The organism is Comamonas sp. C24C (genome assembly GCF_053345995.1).
This window is the reverse complement of record NZ_JBKFBC010000007.1, coordinates 29,352-48,290: the sequence shown is the minus strand read 5'-3', so window position 1 is coordinate 48,290 and position 18,939 is coordinate 29,352. Positions and strand designations below refer to the sequence as shown.

The following is an 18,939-nucleotide window of genomic DNA, read 5'->3' as shown; positions in this document are numbered from 1 at the left end:
GTATCAGGGATTGGCGCTCACATTTTCAAAGTTGCGCCAGGCGGTCTTGCCACCACTGGATTTATCCATCTGCTTGAGCACATCGTCGTGAGCCGACTGCTCCTGCTCGTTGGCGCGCAGCACCGGCAGCTTCAAGCTGCTCAGGTCCACCGAGGCCACGACCATCGTCCCGGCCGCCGGAGCATCTGCCGGCTCCTCGGTCATGAGCAAGGCATCCTGCCCGCGCGTCAGATTGATGTAGACATCCGCCAGCAACTCCGCATCCAGCAAGGCGCCGTGCAGTGTGCGGTTGGAATTGTCGACCCCCAGGCGATCGCACAGCGAGTCCAGCGAGTTGCGCTTGCCCGGGTACATCTCCTTGGCCATGACCAGGGTGTCGAGGACTCCGCCCACGCATTGCTTTAGCGGCGGGCGCTTGGCCAGCTTGAGCTCGTTGTTCAGAAAGCCCAGGTCGAACGGCGCATTGTGGATGATGAGTTCTGCGCCTTGCAGATACTCCCAGATCTCGTCGATCTTCTCCTCGAAGCGCGGCTTGTCCTTGAGGAACTCCGTGGTGATTCCGTGCACGCGCAAGGCATCGGGGTGGCTGTCGCGACCCGCATTGAAGTACAGGTGCAGATTGTTGCCGGTGAGCTTGCGGTTGACCAGCTCCACGCAGCCCAGCTCGATCAGGCGGTCGCCGTCAATGGGAGACAGACCCGTGGTTTCCGTATCCAGAACAATTTGACGCGACATTCAATTTCTCCCAATTACCTGCGGCGCTCACATCGCCCAACAATTTCTAAAACAAGCGCGCACCAGAGCCAGGACACCGAGGAAGCGCCGCCGCGCACCGAGGGTGTCGTCCCCCTCCCCTAGCGCGAAGCGCGTAGAGAGAAGGGGAAGGCGCAAAGCGCCTCAGGGGGTGCTCAGTGATTTTCCTTGGCGTGATTGATGGAGTACTTGGGGATCTCCACCGTCACATTCTCGCGCGCCAGAATGGCCTGGCAGGACAGGCGCGACTGAGGCTGCAGGCCCCAGGCCTTGTCGAGCAGGTCTTCTTCCTCTTCCTCCGCCTCGTTCAGGGAGTTGAAGCCCTCCTTGACGATGACATGGCAGGTCGTGCAGGCGCAGCTCATGTCGCAGGCATGCTCGATATTGATGCCGTTGTCCAGCATGGCTTCGCAGATCGAGGTGCCGACAGGCGCTTCGATTTCCGTTCCGTTGGGGCAGTACTCGGCGTGAGGAAGAATTTTGATGATGGGCATTGTTCTGTTTATGAATTAAATGGTGTTGACACTCTTGCCAGCCAGCGCCTGCTGGATGCTGCGATTCATGCGTTCGGCTGCGAACGACTCCGTTCCCTTGGCCAGGGCCTGCGTCGCGCCTTCGACGACGGCAGGATCATCACTGGCGACCGCCACGCGTAGCGCGGCCATCAGGGCGTCGATGCTGTCGCGCTGTTCGGCGCCGAGCACATCGCCATCCACATCCAGCGCGCTTTGCGTGGCCAGCAGCATGCGATCGGCATCCACGCGGGCCTCGACCAGGGCGCGGGCCTTCATGTCCTCCTGGGCCGTGGCAAAGCCGTCCTGCAGCATCTGCGCAATCTGGTCGTCGGAGAGACCGTACGAAGGCTTGACATTGATATGGGCTTCGACGCCGCTGAGTTGCTCCTTGGCACTGACGGACAGCAGGCCGTCCGCATCGACCGTGAAGGTCACGCGGATGCGCGCCGCACCGGCAGCCATGGGCGGAATACCGCGCAGCTCGAAACGCGCAAGGCTGCGGCAGTCTGCCACCAGGTCACGCTCGCCCTGCACCACGTGAATGGCCAACGCGGTCTGACCATCCTTGTAGGTCGTGAAGTCCTGTGCGCGGGCCGTGGGAATGGTCTCGTTGCGCGTGATGATGCGCTCGGACAGGCCGCCCATGGTTTCCACGCCCAGCGACAGCGGGATCACGTCCAGCAACAGCAGATCGCCGGCGGTATTGTTGCCGGCCAGTTGATTGGCCTGAATGGCAGCGCCCAGCGCCACCACTTCGTCGGGGTTGAGATTGGTCAGCGGCTCGCTGCCGAAGAAGTCGGCCACGGCCTGGCGAATCTGGGGCATGCGGGTGGAGCCGCCGACCATGACCACGCCCTGCACCTCGTCACGACCCAGGTCTGCATCCTTGAGCGCGCGGCGCACGGCCGCAAGGCTCTTACTGGTTAAGTGAGCAGTCAGCCCAATGAATTCCTCACGTTTGACATCAAATGATACTGAACCCGAGGAAATATCAGCGGTAAACGCTACAGTTTCAGAATCAGTCAAGGCCTGCTTGCAATAGCGCGCGGCAATACGCCAGGCGGTCTTGTCTGCTGCCGACTCCAGTTGCGTGCCGGTCTTTTCCGCCACCCAGGCTGCCAGCGCGTCATCGTAGTCGTCGCCACCCAGTGCCGAGTCGCCGCCGGTGGCGATCACTTCGAACACGCCATGTGCAAGGCGCAGCACCGAGATATCGAAAGTGCCGCCACCCAGATCGTAGACGGCGTAGACACCTTCTGCTGCGTTATCCAGACCGTAGGCAATGGCTGCCGCCGTGGGCTCGTTGATCAGGCGCAGCAGATTGATGCCGGCCAATTTGGCCGCATCCTTGGTGGCCTGACGCTGGGCATCGTCAAAGTACGCGGGCACGGTGATGACGGCACCATAGAGCTCGTCATCAAACGTGTCTTCGGCGCGGAAGCGCAAGGTCGCCAGGATTTCGGCGCTGATTTCCACGGGCGTCTTGGCGCCGTCCGCAGTCTCGATGGAGATAACGCCACCGTCCTCGGCCTTGAAGCGATAAGGCAGCTTCTCGGGTGAGTCGATATCAGCCAGACTGCGCCCCATGAAGCGCTTGGCCGAACTGATGGTGTTGGTGGCATCCTGCGCCTGAGCAGCCTTGGCATCGAAGCCGATCTGGCGGCGGCCCATTTCCATGTAGCGCACCACCGACGGCAGCAGCACACGCCCCTGATCGTCAGGCAGGCATTCGGCCACGCCGTTGCGTACGGCAGCAACCAGAGAATGCGTGGTGCCCAGGTCTATGCCCACGGCAATGCGTCGCTGATGGGGATCGGGGGATTGGCCGGGCTCGGAGATCTGCAAAAGCGCCATGAAATTCTTCTTTTGAAACGTCAGAGGCCAGCGTGGCTGGCCCGCTCAAGATGGATACGCCATGCGCCAGGGGCACAAAGCGTTGCTCTGGGTCTTATTGTCCCAGTTGATCGCGACGGCGATCCACATCTTGCGCAAATCGCGCAACAAACATGAGGGCTCTCACCTGCTGCACGGCAGCGGCGGCATCGCCAGCCTCGTCCAGCAAACGACCGCATTCGGCAAGCATCTGTTTCTTGGCGGCGAGCATCTCGGCCTCCAGAGCATCGAGCTCCTGCTCGCTGACAGCATCCTCGAGCGCTTCGCGCCACTCCATCTGCTGCATCAGGAATGCCGCGGGCATGGCCGTGTTGTCTTCTGCCCGCACCGGAGCGCCGGCCAGCTCACACAGATAGGCCGCACGCTTGAGCGGGTCCTTGAGGCGCTGATAGGCCTCGTTGATGCGCACCGACCATTGCATGGCCACACGCTGCGCGGCCGCGCCCTGCGCCGCAAAACGGTCGGGATGCGCCTCGCGCTGCAGCTCTTTCCAGCGTGCGTCGATCTGGCTGCGCTCCTGCGCAAACTTGCGCGGCAGGCCAAACAATTCAAAGTCGTCAGATTGCAGATTCATGGCATTAAAAAACCGCCTGCAGCAAAGCTGAGGCGGTTCCGTTCTTACGCTTGGGCGCTACACACGCCAGGGACACCGAGCAAGAGCCGCCTCGCAGCGAAGGTGTCGTCCCCTTGGGGGGAAGGCGCGAAGCGACTCAGGGGGGGAAATCAAATCCTGAAGCTCTCACCACAACCGCAGCGATCACGCTCGTTGGGGTTGTGGAACTTGAAGCCTTCGTTCAGGCCCTCGCGCACGAAATCCAGTTCCGTGCCGTCGATATAGGCCAGGCTCTTGGGGTCGATCAGCACCTTGATGCCGTGGTCTTCGAACACCACGTCATCGGGCTGAACCTCGTCCACATACTCCAGCTTGTAAGCCAGACCGGAGCAGCCGGTGGTTTTCACGCCGAGGCGCACGCCAATCCCCTTGCCGCGACGTGAAAGATAGCGGTTCACATGACGGGCAGCCGCCTCGGTCATTGAGATGGCCATGGCCTCAGGCTTCCGTTGCAGTGCGCTTTGCGCGGTAATCGTTCACGGCAGCCTTGATGGCGTCTTCAGCCAGGATGGAGCAGTGAACCTTGACCGGGGGCAGCGCCAGCTCTTCGGCGATCTGGCTGTTCTTCAGGGCCGCAGCCTCGTCCAGCGTCTTGCCCTTGACCCATTCGGTCACCAGCGAAGACGAGGCAATAGCAGAGCCGCAGCCATAGGTCTTGAAGCGTGCATCTTCGATCACGCCGGTGGCGGGATTGACCTTGATCTGCAGCTTCATCACGTCGCCGCAGGCAGGCGCGCCCACCATACCCGTGCCCACGGAGTCATCGCTCTTGTCGAACGAGCCAACGTTGCGGGGGTTTTCGTAGTGGTCAACAACTTTTTCGGAGTAAGCCATGGTGTCTACCTCTTGAACTCTTTGTAATCTGTGCTTAGTGTGCAGCCCATTGAATAGTGCTGAGGTCGATGCCGTCTTTGTACATCTCCCACAGCGGGCTCAGCTCGCGCAGCTTCAGCACGTTTTCGCGGATCGACTTGATTGCGTAGTCGATCTCCTCTTCCGTCGTGAAGCGACCAAAGGTCATGCGCAAAGAGCTGTGTGCCAACTCATCGCTGCGACCCAGGGCACGCAGCACGTAGCTGGGCTCCAGGCTGGCGGATGTGCAGGCCGAACCCGAGGACACGGCCAGGCCCTTGATACCCATGATCAGCGACTCGCCTTCGACGAAGTTGAAGCTCATGTTCAGGTAATGGGGAACACCGTTGTCCATATCGCCGTTCACGAACACCTGCTCCAGATCCTTCAGACCGTCGAGCAGACGCTGGCGCAGTGCACGGGCGTGCGCCATATCCTTGGCCATCTCTTCCTTGGCGATGCGGAAGGCCTCGCCCATGCCCACGATCTGGTGGGTTGCCAACGTGCCCGAGCGCATGCCGCGCTCATGACCGCCGCCGTGCATCTGCGCTTCCAGGCGCACGCGCGGCTTGCGGCGCACATACAGTGCACCTATGCCCTTGGGACCGTAGGTCTTGTGCGAAGCCAGGCTCATCAGGTCGATGGGCATGGTCTGCATGTCCAGATCCATCTTGCCCGAAGCCTGAGCGGCGTCGACGTGGAAGATGATGCCCTTTTCACGGCACAGAGCGCCGATGGTGTTCAGGTCCTGAACCACACCGATCTCGTTGTTCACGGCCATCACGCTGGCGAGAATGGTGTCGGGGCGGATCGCCGCCTTGAACACCTCGATGTCCAGCAGACCGTTTTCCTGCACGTCCAGATAGCTGACTTCAAAGCCCTGGCGCTCCAGTTCACGCATGGTGTCCAGCACAGCCTTGTGCTCGGTCTTCACGGTGATCAGGTGCTTGCCCTTGCCTTGGTAGAAATGCGCTGCACCCTTGATAGCCAAGTTGTCGGACTCCGTCGCGCCGCTGGTCCAGACGATTTCGCGTGGGTCGGCGCCAATCAGATCGGCGACCTGCTTGCGGGCCTTCTCGACGGCTTCTTCGGCTTCCCAGCCCCAGGCATGGCTGCGCGATGCGGCATTGCCAAAATGTTCACGCAGCCAGGGAATCATGGCGTCCGCCACGCGGGGGTCCACCGGAGTGGTTGCACCGTAGTCGAGATAAATGGGAAAGTGCGGGGTCATGTCCATGACTGGCTCGTCTTGTTTTTGGCTGACAAATCGTGAGGAATCGATGCACCTCGTGGTGCCATCAGGGCGAGAAAACATGCCGCACAGCCATGCATGTATCCACGCCCTGACTATCGGAGTCGGGCTTCAGAGTGATCTGGTCGCCGCACGAGCGCTGCTCGAGCGGCTGCGGATCAGGATTTCGCGAAGGCGTTACCCAGGGCGAACACCGAGTTCGGTGCGTTCACACGGATGGGCTTGACCACGGGCGCAGTGGAGATGGCACGGCGCACCACGGGCTTGTCCTCGATCTGGATGCCCTTGGCCAGTTGTTCGTCGACCAGCTTTTGCAGGGTGACGGAGTCCAGGAATTCCACCATGCGCTGATTCAGCGCGGCCCACAGTTCGTGGGTCATGCAGCGGCCGGCTTCGCCCAGACAGTTTTCCTTGCCACCGCACTGGGTCGCATCAATGGGTTCATCCACCGAGACGATGATGTCGGCCACGGTGATGTCTGTTGCCTTGCGGGCCAGTGTGTAGCCGCCGCCGGGGCCACGGGTGGATTCCACCAGTTCGTGGCGACGCAGCTTGCCAAACAGCTGTTCCAGATAGGACAGCGAAATCTGCTGACGCTGGCTGATGGCAGCCAGGGTCACAGGGCCATTGTTCTGGCGCAGTGCCAGGTCGATCATCGCGGTGACCGCAAAGCGGCCTTTGGTCGTAAGACGCATACGAGCTCCTTCAGTCAGGATTGTTCGTTACAGAAACGCACGCCTGGTCACAGTACCTAGACGAGCACAGTCTCCGCCCTTACTCCGTCCTGTGATTAGGTTCAGAGCCCTTCTGTGAGGGAAGTTTGTTGTTGAGTGTTTGACGCGAGTATATCACATTCCCCATCAATTTTGTCGGGTAACAGCGTGCACTCACGTAATAACCCTGAGGGTTGCGAAGGAATATTCCTACGGCGCCGCGCCGAACAATTGCTGCTTGAGAAGCGAGAGCTGGTCTCGCACACGCGCTGCTTGCTCGAATTCCAGGTTCCTGGCGTGCTCGAGCATCTGCTTCTCCAGACGCTTGATCTCCTTGGCAATGTCTTTCTCCGACATATCCTCGACACGTGCCTGCTGTAGGGCCTGTTCCTGCAGGCGTTCGGCCTCTTTGCCGCTCTTTTCGCTGTAGACACCATCAATCAGGTCTTTCACCCTCTTGACAATCTGCTTGGGCACGATCCCGTTGGCCTCGTTGAAAGCCATCTGTTTCTCGCGGCGTCTTTCGGTTTCGCCGATGGCTTTCTTCATGGACTCCGTGATGCGGTCCGCATAGAGAATCGCCTTGCCGTTGACGTTGCGCGCCGCGCGACCGATGGTCTGGATCAGGCTGCGCTCGGCACGCAGAAAACCTTCCTTGTCGGCATCCAGGATCGCCACCAGCGAGACCTCGGGAATATCCAGGCCTTCGCGCAGCAGGTTGATGCCGACCAGCACATCGAAGGCCCCCAGGCGCAGGTCACGGATGATTTCCACGCGCTCCACCGTATCCACGTCGGAGTGCAGATAGCGCACCTTCACGCCGTTGTCGGTCAGGTATTCGGTCAGCTGCTCGGCCATGCGCTTGGTCAGCGTGGTGATGAGCACGCGCTCCTCCAGCTCCACGCGCTGGCGGATCTCCTGCAGCACGTCGTCGACCTGGTGAATGGCCGGCCGCACTTCGATCTCGGGGTCGACCAGGCCCGTGGGACGCACCACCTGCTCCACCACCTGCCCCGCATGGGTCTTTTCGTATTCGGCGGGCGTGGCCGAGACGAAGACCACCTGGCGCATGCGCTGCTCGAACTCCTCGAACTTGAGCGGGCGATTGTCCAACGCCGACGGCAGGCGAAAGCCATATTCCACCAGCGTGGTCTTGCGCGCCCGGTCGCCGTTGTACATGGCGTTGAGCTGGCCGATCATCTGATGGCTCTCGTCGAGGAACATGATGGAGTCGCGCGGCAGATAGTCGGTCAGCGTGCTGGGCGGATCGCCGGGCTGGGAGGCCGAGAGATGGCGCGTGTAGTTCTCGATGCCCTTGCAGTGCCCCACTTCGCTGAGCATTTCCAGATCGAAGCGCGTGCGCTGCTCCAGGCGCTGCGCCTCCACCAGCTTGCCCATGCCCACGAGTTGCTTGAGGCGCTCGGCCAGCTCTTCCTTGATGGTCTCCACGGCCGCCAGCACCTTGTCGCGCGGCGTCACATAGTGGCTGCTGGGATAGATGGTGAAGCGCGGAATGTTCTGGCGCACCCGGCCCGTGAGCGGATCGAAGAGCTGCAGGCTTTCGACCTCGTCGTCGAACAGCTCGATGCGCACGGCCAGCTCCGAATGCTCGGCCGGAAAAACGTCGATGGTGTCGCCGCGCACGCGGAAGGTGCCGCGCGAGAAATCCTGGTCGTTGCGCTGGTACTGCATGCGGATCAGCTGCGCGATCGCATCGCGCTGGTTGAGCGTGTCGCCCGCGCGCAGCGTCATGATCATGCGGTGGTAGCTCTCGGGCTCGCCGATGCCGTAGATGGCCGAGACGGTGGCCACGATCACCACGTCGCGCCGCTCCATGATGCTCTTGGTGCAGGACAGGCGCATCTGCTCGATGTGCTCGTTGATGGCGCTGTCCTTTTCGATGAACAGATCGCGCTGGGGCACATAGGCTTCGGGCTGGTAGTAGTCGTAGTAGCTGACGAAGTACTCGACCGCGTTTTTCGGGAAAAACTCCCTGAACTCCGAGTACAGCTGTGCGGCCAGCGTCTTGTTGGGCGCAAACACGATGGCCGGCTTGCCCAGACGCGCGATCACGTTGGCCATGGTGAAGGTCTTGCCCGAGCCCGTCACGCCCAGCAGCGTCTGGAAGGACTCGCCGTCATTGACGCCCTCGACCAGTTTTTCGATGGCCGCGGGCTGATCGCCAGCGGGCGGATAGGGCTGGAACAGCTCGAACGGCGAGTCCGGATATTGCACGAAACGGCCTTGCGGCTCGGCAGTCATATTTTGTTCTTGCATGATCTCATGTCCATGACGCATAGGGTAAGCGCGAGTAGAATGGCAGCCCAACCCTCAAGCCTAACCTAGGCTGATGCGTTTTTTCGAGCACCGGGCAATGCCCTGTCCGTCAAACGCTCTCGGAGCAATAGCTGGGGGTGACCTGACTTATTTCCATCCCTCAAGGATTTTTTCATGTCTCTGTTTACCGCCGTCGAAATGGCCCCCCGCGACCCCATCCTGGGTCTGAACGAGCAATTTGCTGCTGACGCAAACCCCAACAAAGTGAATCTGGGCGTGGGCGTGTACTTCGACGACAACGGCAAGCTGCCCCTGCTGGAGTGCGTGCAGGCCGCCGAGAAGGCCATGATGGAAAAGCCCACCGCCCGTGGCTACCTGCCCATCGACGGTATCGCCGCCTATGACAACGGCGTCAAGGCCCTGGTGTTCGGTGCCGAATCCGACGTGGTCAAGTCCGGCCGCGTGGCCACCGTGCAAGCCATCGGCGGCACCGGCGGCCTGAAGATCGGCGCGGACTTCCTCAAGAAGCTCAACCCCAACGCCAAGGTCCTGATCTCCAACCCCAGCTGGGAAAACCACAAGGCCATCTTCACCAACGCAGGTTTTGAAGTCGACACCTACGCTTACTACGATGCAGCGACCCGCTCCATCGACTTCGCCGGCATGCTGGCCGACCTGAACGCTGCCCCTGCCGGCACCGTGGTCGTGCTGCACGCCTGCTGCCACAACCCCACCGGCTACGACATCACTGCCGCTCAGTGGGATGAAGTCATTGCCGTCGTCAAGGCCAAGGGCCTGGTCGCCTTCCTGGACATGGCCTACCAGGGCTTTGGCCACGGCATCGCCGAAGACGGCGCCGTGATCGGCAAGTTCGTGGCTGCCGGCCTGAACATCTTTGTCTCGACTTCCTTCTCCAAGAGCTTCAGCCTGTACGGCGAGCGCGTGGGCGCCCTGTCCGTGGTGGCCTCCGACAAGGAAGAAGCCGCTCGCGTGCTGTCGCAGCTGAAGATCGTCATCCGCACCAACTACTCCAACCCTCCCACCCATGGCGGTGCCGTGGTGGCAGCCGTGCTGAACAACCCCGAGCTGCACGCCCTGTGGGAAAAGGAACTGGGCGAGATGCGCGTGCGCATCAAGGCCATGCGCCAGAAGCTGGTTGACGGCCTGAAGGCTGCCGGCGTGCAGCAAGACATGTCCTTCATCACCACCCAGATCGGCATGTTCTCGTACTCCGGCCTGTCCAAGGACCAGATGGTGCGTCTGCGCTCCGAGTTCGGCGTGTACGGTACCGACACCGGCCGCATGTGCGTGGCTGCGCTGAACAGCAAGAACATCGACTATGTCTGCAAGGCCATCGCCGCCGTGATCTAAGTTCACGATTCGGGGCCTGGTCCCTGAAAGCAAAAGAGCAATGGACTTTTAATCCGTTGCTCTTTTTTTATGGCTGTTTCATTGCCTGTTCAATATTTGATAGCTGCTAGCGCATCACCCATATCGTTTTCAGGCAGAAAAGCATCTGAAAACTTTGTAAAACAAGCGCAGCAAGCTATCAAAATCTTGATCAGGCGCTCAATCCCCAGATGGCCGAGCGCATGGACAGCGCCGCATACTGGTAGGCCGTGTTGAACACGCGCGGCGCTTCGCCCTCCTGCACGGCCCCTGCCGCATACAGCAGGGGCAGATAGTGGTCGTGCGTGGGATGGGCCAGACGGGCCTGCGGGCCCCAGTCCAGGAAGGTGCTCAGATCGGCCAGATTGCCGCTGTCCAGGCGCTGCTGCACTTCGGTGTCGAACTGGATCGTCCAGTCATAGGCCTGGTTGTCGCTGGCACCGCGCTGCATGGCGCGCAGGTTGTGCACGACATTGCCGCTGCCCACGATGAGCACGCCGCGGTCACGCAGCGCGCGCAGCTGGCGACCCATCTCGAAATGCTTTTCGGGCGCCAGCCCGTAAGGCATGCTCAGCTGCATGACGGGAATACTGGCCTCGGGAAACATGGGCAGCAGCACCGACCAGGTGCCGTGGTCGAAGCCCCATTTCTGGTCCACCAGCAGGGCCGATCCGTCCAGCGGCGAATGCAGCTCGGCTGCGAGCTGCCTGGCCACCTCGGGCGCGCCGGGGGCCGGATATTGCTGATCAAACAGCTCTTGCGGAAAACCGCCGAAATCATGAATCGTGCGCGGCTGGGCCATGCCGGTCAGCGCCCAGTCGGACTCGGTCAGCCAGTGGGCCGAGACGCAGAGAATCAGCTGCGGCGCAATGCCCTTAGCCGTCAGCTCCTGGCCCAGTGCCTTCCAGCTCTGGCGCCAGTGCGTGTCCTCGATCACATTCATGGGGCTGCCATGGCCCAGGAACATCACCGGCATGCGCGGCGAAGGTTTGAGCTGCTGCAACAGCTGCTCGGGCAACAGGGAAGAAGAAGTGGAGTTCATGGAAAAAGCCTTCCAGCCCCCGCCGACGGCCAACACGGAGGCTGCGCCCAGGGACAAAAGCGTACGTCTACGCATCTCGGTCAATCGAATGCGCCCCTACGGGCGCTTTATAGAACATGTTTACGATCTCCTCGCGCCGCGACAGAGGCTTTGCGGGATGGGATGCTAGGTGCGATACCGCAGCAATAGCCGTGCTATTGCGAGGATTCGCGCGGCCGGCGAGGCAACGCCGCAGACTGCCCCTGACCGGGCGTCCGCAAAGACACTGTCCCGGAGGGTTGGAGCGAAATCGGGCGATTTCTGTGCGCTGTCTCTTGCTTGCACCCCGGTGCAAGCGGCGGGCCATCGCTTCGAACTCGTCCCGATTGCGCTCCAACGCGGCTGCGTAGAGATCGTAAACACGTTCTTAGATGGGGCAAGCTTGCCACAGCGCAACAGCGCCTGAAAGCATCGCCTGCGCAACAGACTGTCCTGAAAGTGCCAGCACCAGGGGCCCGCTTGCACTACAACTGCAGCTGCACAAGCACGACTCACGCCAATCAGGATCAGACAAAGGCTTCGCTTCCAGCAAGCCATCCTGATGCCGCACTGGCTTGCACAAGTCCAGACAAGGAATACTCCCACTCATGCCCAGCACCGCCATTCAACCCCTGCAAGGAATTCGCATACTCAGCCTGGCTCTGAACCTGCCCGGGCCTGCCGCCCTGTGGCGCTGTGCCGGCATGGGAGCCGATTGCCGCAAGCTTGAGCCCCTGGCCGCCGGCGCAGGCCGCAGCGCCGACCCCATGGGTCTCTATTGCCCCGATGCCTACGCGCAGATGCATGACCAGGTGCAAATCCTGCAGGCCGATCTCAAGACCGCCGAAGGGCAGGCCAGTCTGCATGCGCAACTGGCGCAAACCGATGTGCTGCTGACCTCGTTCCGTCCCTCGGCCCTGAGCAAGCTGGGCCTGGGCTGGGAAGCCCTGCAGCAGCGCTACCCCCGACTGTCGCTGGTGCGCGTGGTAGGCAGTGCTGGCGAGCTGGCCGATGTCCCCGGCCACGACCTCACCTATCAGGCCGAAGCCGGACTGGTGCGCAGCACCGCCCTGCCCCCCAGCCTGTTTGCCGATATGGCGGGAGCGCTGATGGCCAGCGAGGCCGTGCTCCAGGCCGTGCTCGTCAGCAGCCGCAGCGGGCGCGGCATCCTGCGCGAAGTCGGCCTGGCCCAGGCCGCGCAATGGCTGGCCCTGCCCTGGCACTGGGGTCTGACCCAGCCCGCGGGCGATGTCGGCGGCGCCCATGCGGGCTACCGCATCTATCCCTGCGCCGACGGCATCGTGGCCGTCGCCGCGCTGGAGCCTCACTTTGCCCAGCGCCTGTGCGAAGCGGCGGACCTGCTGCTCAGCCACCCAACCGATATGCGCAAGCCCGAGATTCATCAGGGCGTGGCCCGGTTTCTGGCCGCGCGCAGCTGCGAGGAACTGATGCAGCTGGCCCAGGACAGGGACATTCCCCTGCACGCCCTGCCCCAAACCTGAAGCAAACCAGAGCCTGTTTACGCTCCCCTCCGCGCTAGGGCCTTCGCGGGATGGGGTGCTAGGGGGCGGCCCCCCCCGCGCGATACCGCAGCAATAGTGGTGCTATTGCGAGGATTTGCGCCGCCGGCGCGGCAACGCCGCAGACCACCCCTGACCGGGCGTCCGCAAAGGCACTAGCCTGGGCGCTTTTCAAACGCGTATTTCTCGGTATCGACCTCGCCCTGACCTTGCAGCGCATAGCGGTCACCTGCAATGGCTTCGGGCTTGAAGATGTCATCGAGCTCGGCCAGCAGCTCGGCGTCGAGATGGACGCGGCCGCCGCGAATGTCTTCGTGCAGATGCTCCACGCTGGTGGTGCCGGGCAAGGCAATCACATGCTCGCCCTGGTGCAGCACCCAGGCGATGGCCAGCTCGGCCAGCGTGCAGCCGGCCTTTTCCGCCACGGCCTGCATGGGCGCCAGCAGGCGCAGATTCTGCGCATAGGCCTCACCGGCAAAGCGCGGCATGGAGGCGCGGATATCGCCCTTGACCAGGTTGTCCACCTGCTGCAGCTTGCCGCTGAAAAAGGCACGACCCATGGGGCTGAAGGCCACATAGGCAATGCCCAGCTCCTTGCAGGCGGCAAGCGTGCCCAGCTCCGCATTGCGCGACCACAGCGAATATTCGCTTTGCAGCGCGGCAATCGGGTGCTCCTTGTGCGCGCGGCGCAGCGCGTCGGCCCCCACTTCCGACAGGCCCAGGGCGCGAACCTTGCCCTCTTCCTTCAGGCGCGCCATCTCGCCCACAGACTCCTCGATGGGCACATTCCTGTCCCAGCGATGCAGATAGTAGAGGTCGATCACATCGGTGCCCAGGCGCTTGAGACTGTCTTCGCAGTTCTGGCGCAGCGTCCGGGGGCGGCCGTCGATGACGCGGCGCATCACGCCGTCTTCGCCGCGCACGCCGGCCATGCCACATTTGCTGGCCAGGGTGATGTGGTTGCGATGGGGCTTGAGCACGGGGCCGATCAGCGATTCGCTGGCGCCAAAGCCATAGAGGGCAGCGGTGTCGAACAAGGTCACGCCCGCATCCAGGGCCGCATGCAGCACGGCGTGCGATTGCTCGGTGGAGACGGGGTTGCCGTAGGCATGGCAGAAATTCATGCAGCCCAGCGCCACATTGGCCACGCTGAATGGGCCGATTTTGCGGTTTTCCATTAACTTTCCTTATGCATCCAAAGGCCTTCAACCGAACCAAGCGCGGGCGCAGGCCGCTATACAAGCTGGAGCAATATTATTCCAGCAGCTGCCTTCCGGTTCGTGTATGGCCGATGCCAAGCCAAAATAATGTCCGCATCAAAATCTGTGCCCGTCAGGCACCTGCCCGGCACTGCCTCACTGCAGCATCAGGCACAGGCACAGTGGCAGTACCGCATGCGCCGTAAGCGCACCAAAGACTCAGGCTCTTGAAGTACAGCGATCGACGATGTCAGATAGCTGCGACAGCGCAGGCACATCCAGAAAGTTCGCCGCCGCATAGGCCGGATTCGGGTAGTCGTAATAGCCCTTGCCCGCCAGCATGCCGGTACGGCCCTTGTCCATCAACTGGGTCTTGACGTATTCGGCATTGGCCAGCTGCTGCGCATCGCCCTGCAGCCGGCCCCAGTAGGAAGACACGTCGTAGCAAGTCTTCATGCCCACGATGTCCATCATGCCGAACGGCCCCATGCGGGCACCGCGGTTGGCAATCAGGAAGGTTCGGTCCACATCCTCGGGTGTGGCGATGCCATTGGTCACCAGCGTCTGGGCCGCCTTGAGCAGTGCGGGGAACCAGGTGTTGATGACATAGCCGTTGTGCTCCACGGGGATGGGAATCGGCACCATGCCGGTCTCGATGCCGAACCGGGTGACGGTCTCCAGCGTGGCCCGGGCCGTCGCCGCATGCGGCATGATTTCCACGACATTGGCCGACCAGATGTAGTTGGCGTAGTGCAGCGCACAGAACTTTTCGGGCCGGCCCGTGGGAGCCGCAAAATCGCTGGGCAAAAAGGTGGACGAATTGGTGGCGACCACGGTGTGGACCTGCAGCAGCGGCGCCATCTGCCGGTAGACATCTGCCTTGACATCCGGGATCTCCGGCACGGCCTCGATGACCAGATCGGCCTTGGCCACGGCCTGTGCCATGTCCGTGGTGAAGCTCAGGCGCTGGCGCGTGGTCTCGATGTCGGCCTCGCTGGCACCGAGCTCTGCCAGGTAGATGGCTGCGTACTGCGCCTGTGCGGCACGGCAGCGCGCCAGCGCATCTTCCGAGATGTCGTAGACAACAACGGTTTTGCCCTTGAACGCGCTGTGCCAGGCAATCTGGCCACCCAGCACGCCCGATCCGAGGACGCTCAGGTGATTCACATGGGTCATTGCGGGCCTCCTCAATGGGTTCTTGTGTTGAGCAGCGCGGCAAAGCGCTCGATGCTGCGCGTGATGACGGCCTGCGCGCCGGGCGACCAGCGGCCCATGTCGAAGAAGCCGTGGATCATGCCCGCACCTTCAATCAGCTCGGCCTGCCCGCCCGCAGCACGCAGTGCCTCGGCATAGGCCGCACCCTGATCACGCAGCGGATCGAACTCGGCATTCACGATCAAGGCGGGTGGCAGGTTTGCCAGGCTCCTGGCCTGCAGCGGTGCCAGGCGCGGGTCCAGCGCATCGGGGCAGGCGCCGGCGTAATGGTTGTAGAACCAGGCCATGGTCTCGGCTTCCAGGAAATAGCCCTTGGCGTTCTGCTCGGCGCTGGCGTACTCGGCGGCGGCGTGGTCTACCGCGGGGTAGATGAGAAATTGCACAGCCAGGGAAATGCCCGCATCGCGCAGCTGCTGCGTCACCACGGCGCAGAAGTTGCCGCCAGCGCTATCGCCGGCCACGGCCACGGTGCCGTTGCCCCCCAGCTCAGGCGCATTGGCAACCACCCATCGGGCGGCAGCCACAGCGTCCTCTATGCCTGCCGGGAAGGGATGCTCGGGGGCCAGCCGGTAGTCCACCGACACCACCACGGCCTGCGCGTCACGGCAGATCTCGCGGCAGATATTGTCATGCGTGTCCAGGTTGCCGATGACATAGCCTCCGCCGTGGAAATAGGCCACGGTGGGAAAAGGCCCTGCGCCTTCGGGCCTGTAGATGCGCGCGGCCACAGGGCCTGCGCCGCCGGGCACGGTCGTGTCCCGCACGCTGGCCACGGGCACGATCTGCTCGGGCGTGAGCGAGCCACGGGTCAGCGCCAGATAGCCGGCACGGCCCTCTTCGGGTGTGCCTTCGGCGGTGGATTTCTTGTTGGCAGCGGCCAGTTGCTGCAGGACGCCGGCCAGATGGGGATCGAGAGCCATGCTTGAAGTCTCCTGTCGTTATAAAGATCGAGGCAAGGGATACGGGGGACGGGCCTAGCGATAGGCCAAGGCATCGTCCTGCAGCGATGCGGCCGGCAGAACCACGCGCTCTTCGGCGTACTCCAGGTCATGCCTCCAGGGCTGGCGGGCGCCCTGGCCGAACATGGCATCCTGCGCACGCAGCACATAGCCGGCGTTGAAGTTGTCGGCCTCTATCCATGACAGGCGCGGCATGCCGGCATCGGCTGCAGCCACCGTAGGCCGCACCTCGGCGTGGCCTTGCTCGCGCATATGGGCAAGCAGGCGGCACACCCAGTCGCACACCAGGTCGCAGCGCAGCGTCCAGCTGGAGCGGAAGTAACCCTGGGTGTAGGCCATATTGGGCAAGCCCTCGATCATCACGCCCCGGTAGGAGATGCGCTCGCGAAAATCCACCGGCGCGCCATCCACGCTGAACGCAATGCCGCCGAACAGTTTGAGATTGAAGCCCGTGGCAGTAACGATGATGTCGGCGTCCAGATGCCCGCCGCCGGTCAGCTGGATGCCGCTGGCGTCGAAGTTCTCTATGGTGTCCGTCACCACCGAGGCCTTGCCCTCTCGCATGGCCTGAAAGAAGTCGCCGTTGGGCACCACGGCAATGCGCTGCTGCCAGGGACGGTAGCCGGGGTTGAAGTGCTTGTCGATGTCGAAGCCTTCAGGCAGGTGCGAACGGATCTCGCCAAGCAGGAAGGCGCGCATCGCTTCGGGGTACTGCCTGGAGGTCTGCACGATCTCGTCGGTGCGCGCGATGAAGGCGCGGCGCATGATCTCGTGGTACCAGTCCTCAGGCAGGTTCAAAGGCTTGAGCAGCGGCACCAGCGGATGCTCGGACGCGGGCAGGAAGAAGGTGGGCGAGCGCTGCAGCATGGTCACATGGCCAGCATCCGGCGCCAGGCTGGGGATCAGCGTGGCCGCCGTGGCACCCGAGCCTATGACCACGATGCGCTTGCCCGAGTAGTCCAGCTCCTTCGGCCAGTGCTGCGGGTGAATGACTTGGCCCTTGAAGTCCTTGAGCGTCGGCCACTCTGGCGTATAGCCCCGGCCGTGGTCGTAATAGCCGGCGCAGACCCAGAGAAAACCGGTGGTGAAGGTCTGCACCTCGTCCGAGCCACCGTGGGTGACTTCCAGCATCCAGCGCCTGTCCTCGGACGACCAGCGGGCCGACTGCACCTTGTGGTCGTAGCGGATCAGCGGGGCCAGACCGTTCTCCTCAATGGTCTCGGCCAGGTAGTGGCGAATCTCGTCCGCCGTGGCAATGGCATTGCCCGTCCAGGGCTTGAAGCCATAGCCATAGGTGAACAGGTCGCTGTCCGAGCGAGCCCCTGGGTAGCGGTGCGTCCACCAGGTGCCACCGAAGCCGTCCATGGCCTCGAGGATGGCGAGGCTGCGGTCCGCGAACTGCTCACGCAGATGACGCGCCGCACCAATGCCGGAAATACCGGCGCCGATGATGAGAAAGTCGAAATGCTGTGCCATACCGGGTGTCTCCTGCTTGTCTGCTGGGGTGTGAGCCGACAGGAATGAGCCGGGATCGTGGCCTGGAGGTGAAGCTCCCGCCTAGATCTGATTTGCGTCAATCGTGTCTGTCACGCAGCCATGCTAGGTCTAGCCCTCTGGCAAAACTTGTGTTTGCGCGACAGGATTTTGATGTTGAACGACATGCAGTACATACCCCGATGCCTACCAAGCCTGCTGATTCCGCCGTCATGACCAGTGTCCGCGCCGCCTCGCTTGCGGGCTTTGAAGACCTGGTGCGCGCACAGGGCGGTGACCCCGCCGCCATACTGCGCGCCTGCGGCCTGGTGCCTGTCGATCTGGCCGACCCCGAGCGCTACCTGCCCAGTCACGCCGTGGCCCTGGTCATAGAGGAAGCCGCCTGTGTGCTGGGCGTGCAGGATTTCGGGCTGCGCCTGTGCGCCCGGCAAGGTGTCGAAACCCTGGGCTTGCTGGGGCTGGTCATACAGTCAGCGCCCACCGTGCGCGAAGGCATGATGCAGGGCGGCAAATATGTCCACTTCCACAACCCCACCTTGAGCTACAGAACCTTCATGGTGCCTGACGAGGGGCTGGAATGCGTGGAAGTGCTCTCGCGCCTGCCCTCCCACGCCCACATGCCCCAGGGCACGGAAATCTGCGTGGCCTATATGTGCCGCCTGATCCATGTGCTGTCCGAAGGTGCGCTGCGCCCCTCCGCCATCCATCTGCGCCATGCCCCCGTGGGCAGCAGCGCGCAATACCGGCGGCACCTGGGCCAGTTGCCGCGCTTTGGCTCCAGCTTTGACGGCATTGCCGTCGACCCGCTGGCCTGGCGTCAGCCCATGCCTCGGCACAACCGGCTGCTGCAGCAGTTTGTCGAACGTTTCCTGCTGGGAGCCGCACCAGGCAGGGATACCAGTGTGACGGACCAGGTGCGCAACGCGCTGGCCAATCTGGTTCGCATGGGCATGGCCGACCTGCCCTCGGCGGCACGCGCCCTGAGCCAGCACCCGCGCACCCTGCAGCGACGCCTGCAAGCGGAAGGCGCGGCCTTCGAGGAACTGCGCGATAGCGCACGCAAGACCTGGGTGGCCCAATTGCTCGCACAGCCCGAGCTGAGCCTGGGCCATATCGCGCAATTGCTGGGGTATTCAGACCAGGCCGTGCTCACCCGAGCATGCCAGCGCTGGTTTGGCCAATCCCCCCGTCAGCTGCGCCATGGTTCCTGGGAGGTATAGCCTCGGTGTAGGACC

General features: G+C 62.7%; 17 protein-coding genes. 3 read left to right on the top strand and 14 right to left on the bottom strand.

All coding sequences use genetic code 11. From position 1 onward, the window contains the following. Window positions 1–3: 3 nt before the first annotated feature. The 9 genes from dnaQ to uvrB form a co-directional block, all read right to left on the bottom strand. Window positions 4–735, bottom strand: a complete 732-nt coding sequence (dnaQ, locus tag ACLBXN_RS14075; RefSeq protein ID WP_447612522.1) for a DNA polymerase III subunit epsilon — start codon at window positions 733–735, stop codon at window positions 4–6. Window positions 736–908: 173 nt separating this feature from the next. After that, a complete protein-coding gene (gene fdx / locus ACLBXN_RS14070) occupies window positions 909–1,247 on the bottom strand; it encodes an ISC system 2Fe-2S type ferredoxin (protein ID WP_003054218.1) in 339 nt (112 codons plus the stop codon). A 15-nt stretch (window positions 1,248–1,262) separates the two neighbouring features. Continuing rightward, window positions 1,263–3,122, bottom strand: a complete 1,860-nt coding sequence (gene hscA, locus ACLBXN_RS14065) for a Fe-S protein assembly chaperone HscA (RefSeq protein WP_447612521.1) — start codon at window positions 3,120–3,122, stop codon at window positions 1,263–1,265. A 94-nt stretch (window positions 3,123–3,216) separates the two neighbouring features. Next, window positions 3,217–3,735 (bottom strand): Fe-S protein assembly co-chaperone HscB, encoded by a 519-nt coding sequence (gene hscB, locus ACLBXN_RS14060; protein ID WP_447612520.1) that lies wholly within the window; start codon window positions 3,733–3,735, stop codon window positions 3,217–3,219. A 149-nt stretch (window positions 3,736–3,884) separates the two neighbouring features. Next, on the bottom strand, window positions 3,885–4,208 hold the full coding sequence (gene iscA / locus ACLBXN_RS14055; protein ID WP_003054214.1) for an iron-sulfur cluster assembly protein IscA: 324 nt from the start codon (window positions 4,206–4,208) through the stop codon (window positions 3,885–3,887). Window positions 4,209–4,212: 4 nt separating this feature from the next. Continuing rightward, window positions 4,213–4,608, bottom strand: a complete 396-nt coding sequence (gene iscU / locus ACLBXN_RS14050; RefSeq protein WP_003054213.1) for a Fe-S cluster assembly scaffold IscU — start codon at window positions 4,606–4,608, stop codon at window positions 4,213–4,215. 34 nt (window positions 4,609–4,642) lie between these two features. Continuing rightward, window positions 4,643–5,863 (bottom strand): IscS subfamily cysteine desulfurase, encoded by a 1,221-nt coding sequence (locus ACLBXN_RS14045; protein ID WP_029158470.1) that lies wholly within the window; start codon window positions 5,861–5,863, stop codon window positions 4,643–4,645. Between the two features lie 173 nt (window positions 5,864–6,036). After that, entirely contained in the window at window positions 6,037–6,573 is a 537-nt protein-coding gene (gene iscR / locus ACLBXN_RS14040; protein ID WP_003054211.1) for a Fe-S cluster assembly transcriptional regulator IscR, read from the bottom strand. A gap of 228 nt (window positions 6,574–6,801) precedes the next feature. Then, window positions 6,802–8,868, bottom strand: a complete 2,067-nt coding sequence (uvrB, locus tag ACLBXN_RS14035) for an excinuclease ABC subunit UvrB (RefSeq protein WP_087084545.1) — start codon at window positions 8,866–8,868, stop codon at window positions 6,802–6,804. A gap of 174 nt (window positions 8,869–9,042) precedes the next feature. Between uvrB and ACLBXN_RS14030 the strand changes: the two genes are divergently transcribed. Then, a complete protein-coding gene (locus tag ACLBXN_RS14030; RefSeq protein WP_447612519.1) occupies window positions 9,043–10,239 on the top strand; it encodes an amino acid aminotransferase in 1,197 nt (398 codons plus the stop codon). Between the two features lie 190 nt (window positions 10,240–10,429). On the opposite strand, the gene ygiD is transcribed toward ACLBXN_RS14030, so the two are convergent. After that, window positions 10,430–11,356 (bottom strand): 4,5-DOPA-extradiol-dioxygenase, encoded by a 927-nt coding sequence (gene ygiD, locus ACLBXN_RS14025; protein ID WP_211456782.1) that lies wholly within the window; start codon window positions 11,354–11,356, stop codon window positions 10,430–10,432. A 569-nt stretch (window positions 11,357–11,925) separates the two neighbouring features. Here ygiD and ACLBXN_RS14020 point away from each other — a divergent pair. After that, window positions 11,926–12,819 carry a CoA transferase gene (locus ACLBXN_RS14020; protein WP_447612518.1) on the top strand — a complete coding sequence of 298 codons (894 nt, stop codon included), beginning with the start codon at window positions 11,926–11,928 and terminating at the stop codon, window positions 12,817–12,819. 173 nt (window positions 12,820–12,992) lie between these two features. On the opposite strand, the gene ACLBXN_RS14015 is transcribed toward ACLBXN_RS14020, so the two are convergent. From ACLBXN_RS14015 to ACLBXN_RS14000, 4 genes are all read right to left on the bottom strand, one after another. After that, window positions 12,993–14,015, bottom strand: a complete 1,023-nt coding sequence (locus ACLBXN_RS14015; protein WP_447612517.1) for an aldo/keto reductase — start codon at window positions 14,013–14,015, stop codon at window positions 12,993–12,995. Window positions 14,016–14,255: 240 nt separating this feature from the next. Then, the gene (locus ACLBXN_RS14010; RefSeq protein WP_447612516.1) at window positions 14,256–15,212 is read right to left on the bottom strand and encodes a 3-hydroxyacyl-CoA dehydrogenase; all 957 of its coding nucleotides are present in this window, start codon (window positions 15,210–15,212) and stop codon (window positions 14,256–14,258) included. 11 nt (window positions 15,213–15,223) lie between these two features. Further along, a complete protein-coding gene (locus ACLBXN_RS14005) occupies window positions 15,224–16,171 on the bottom strand; it encodes an alpha/beta hydrolase (RefSeq protein WP_447612515.1) in 948 nt (315 codons plus the stop codon). A gap of 54 nt (window positions 16,172–16,225) precedes the next feature. Beyond that, a complete protein-coding gene (locus ACLBXN_RS14000) occupies window positions 16,226–17,686 on the bottom strand; it encodes a flavin-containing monooxygenase (protein WP_447612514.1) in 1,461 nt (486 codons plus the stop codon). 230 nt (window positions 17,687–17,916) lie between these two features. Between ACLBXN_RS14000 and ACLBXN_RS13995 the strand changes: the two genes are divergently transcribed. Beyond that, entirely contained in the window at window positions 17,917–18,924 is a 1,008-nt protein-coding gene (locus tag ACLBXN_RS13995; RefSeq protein WP_447612513.1) for an AraC family transcriptional regulator, read from the top strand. Window positions 18,925–18,939: the final 15 nt, after the last annotated feature.

Excerpts from the sequence above, each read along its gene's own strand:
- dnaQ (WP_447612522.1), bottom strand. The coding sequence starts at position 735 with ATGTCGCGTCAAATTGTTCTGGATACGGAAACCACGGGTCTGTCTCCC.
- fdx (WP_003054218.1), bottom strand. The coding sequence starts at position 1,247 with ATGCCCATCATCAAAATTCTTCCTCACGCCGAGTACTGCCCCAACGGA.
- hscA (WP_447612521.1), bottom strand. The coding sequence starts at position 3,122 with ATGGCGCTTTTGCAGATCTCCGAGCCCGGCCAATCCCCCGATCCCCAT.
- hscB (WP_447612520.1), bottom strand. The coding sequence starts at position 3,735 with ATGAATCTGCAATCTGACGACTTTGAATTGTTTGGCCTGCCGCGCAAG.
- iscA (WP_003054214.1), bottom strand. The coding sequence starts at position 4,208 with ATGGCCATCTCAATGACCGAGGCGGCTGCCCGTCATGTGAACCGCTAT.
- iscU (WP_003054213.1), bottom strand. The coding sequence starts at position 4,608 with ATGGCTTACTCCGAAAAAGTTGTTGACCACTACGAAAACCCCCGCAAC.
- ACLBXN_RS14045 (WP_029158470.1), bottom strand. The coding sequence starts at position 5,863 with ATGGACATGACCCCGCACTTTCCCATTTATCTCGACTACGGTGCAACC.
- iscR (WP_003054211.1), bottom strand. The coding sequence starts at position 6,573 with ATGCGTCTTACGACCAAAGGCCGCTTTGCGGTCACCGCGATGATCGAC.
- uvrB (WP_087084545.1), bottom strand. The coding sequence starts at position 8,868 with ATGCAAGAACAAAATATGACTGCCGAGCCGCAAGGCCGTTTCGTGCAA.
- ACLBXN_RS14030 (WP_447612519.1), top strand. The coding sequence starts at position 9,043 with ATGTCTCTGTTTACCGCCGTCGAAATGGCCCCCCGCGACCCCATCCTG.
- ACLBXN_RS14020 (WP_447612518.1), top strand. The coding sequence starts at position 11,926 with ATGCCCAGCACCGCCATTCAACCCCTGCAAGGAATTCGCATACTCAGC.
- ACLBXN_RS14015 (WP_447612517.1), bottom strand. The coding sequence starts at position 14,015 with ATGGAAAACCGCAAAATCGGCCCATTCAGCGTGGCCAATGTGGCGCTG.
- ACLBXN_RS14010 (WP_447612516.1), bottom strand. The coding sequence starts at position 15,212 with ATGACCCATGTGAATCACCTGAGCGTCCTCGGATCGGGCGTGCTGGGT.
- ACLBXN_RS14005 (WP_447612515.1), bottom strand. The coding sequence starts at position 16,171 with ATGGCTCTCGATCCCCATCTGGCCGGCGTCCTGCAGCAACTGGCCGCT.
- ACLBXN_RS14000 (WP_447612514.1), bottom strand. The coding sequence starts at position 17,686 with ATGGCACAGCATTTCGACTTTCTCATCATCGGCGCCGGTATTTCCGGC.
- ACLBXN_RS13995 (WP_447612513.1), top strand. The coding sequence starts at position 17,917 with ATGACCAGTGTCCGCGCCGCCTCGCTTGCGGGCTTTGAAGACCTGGTG.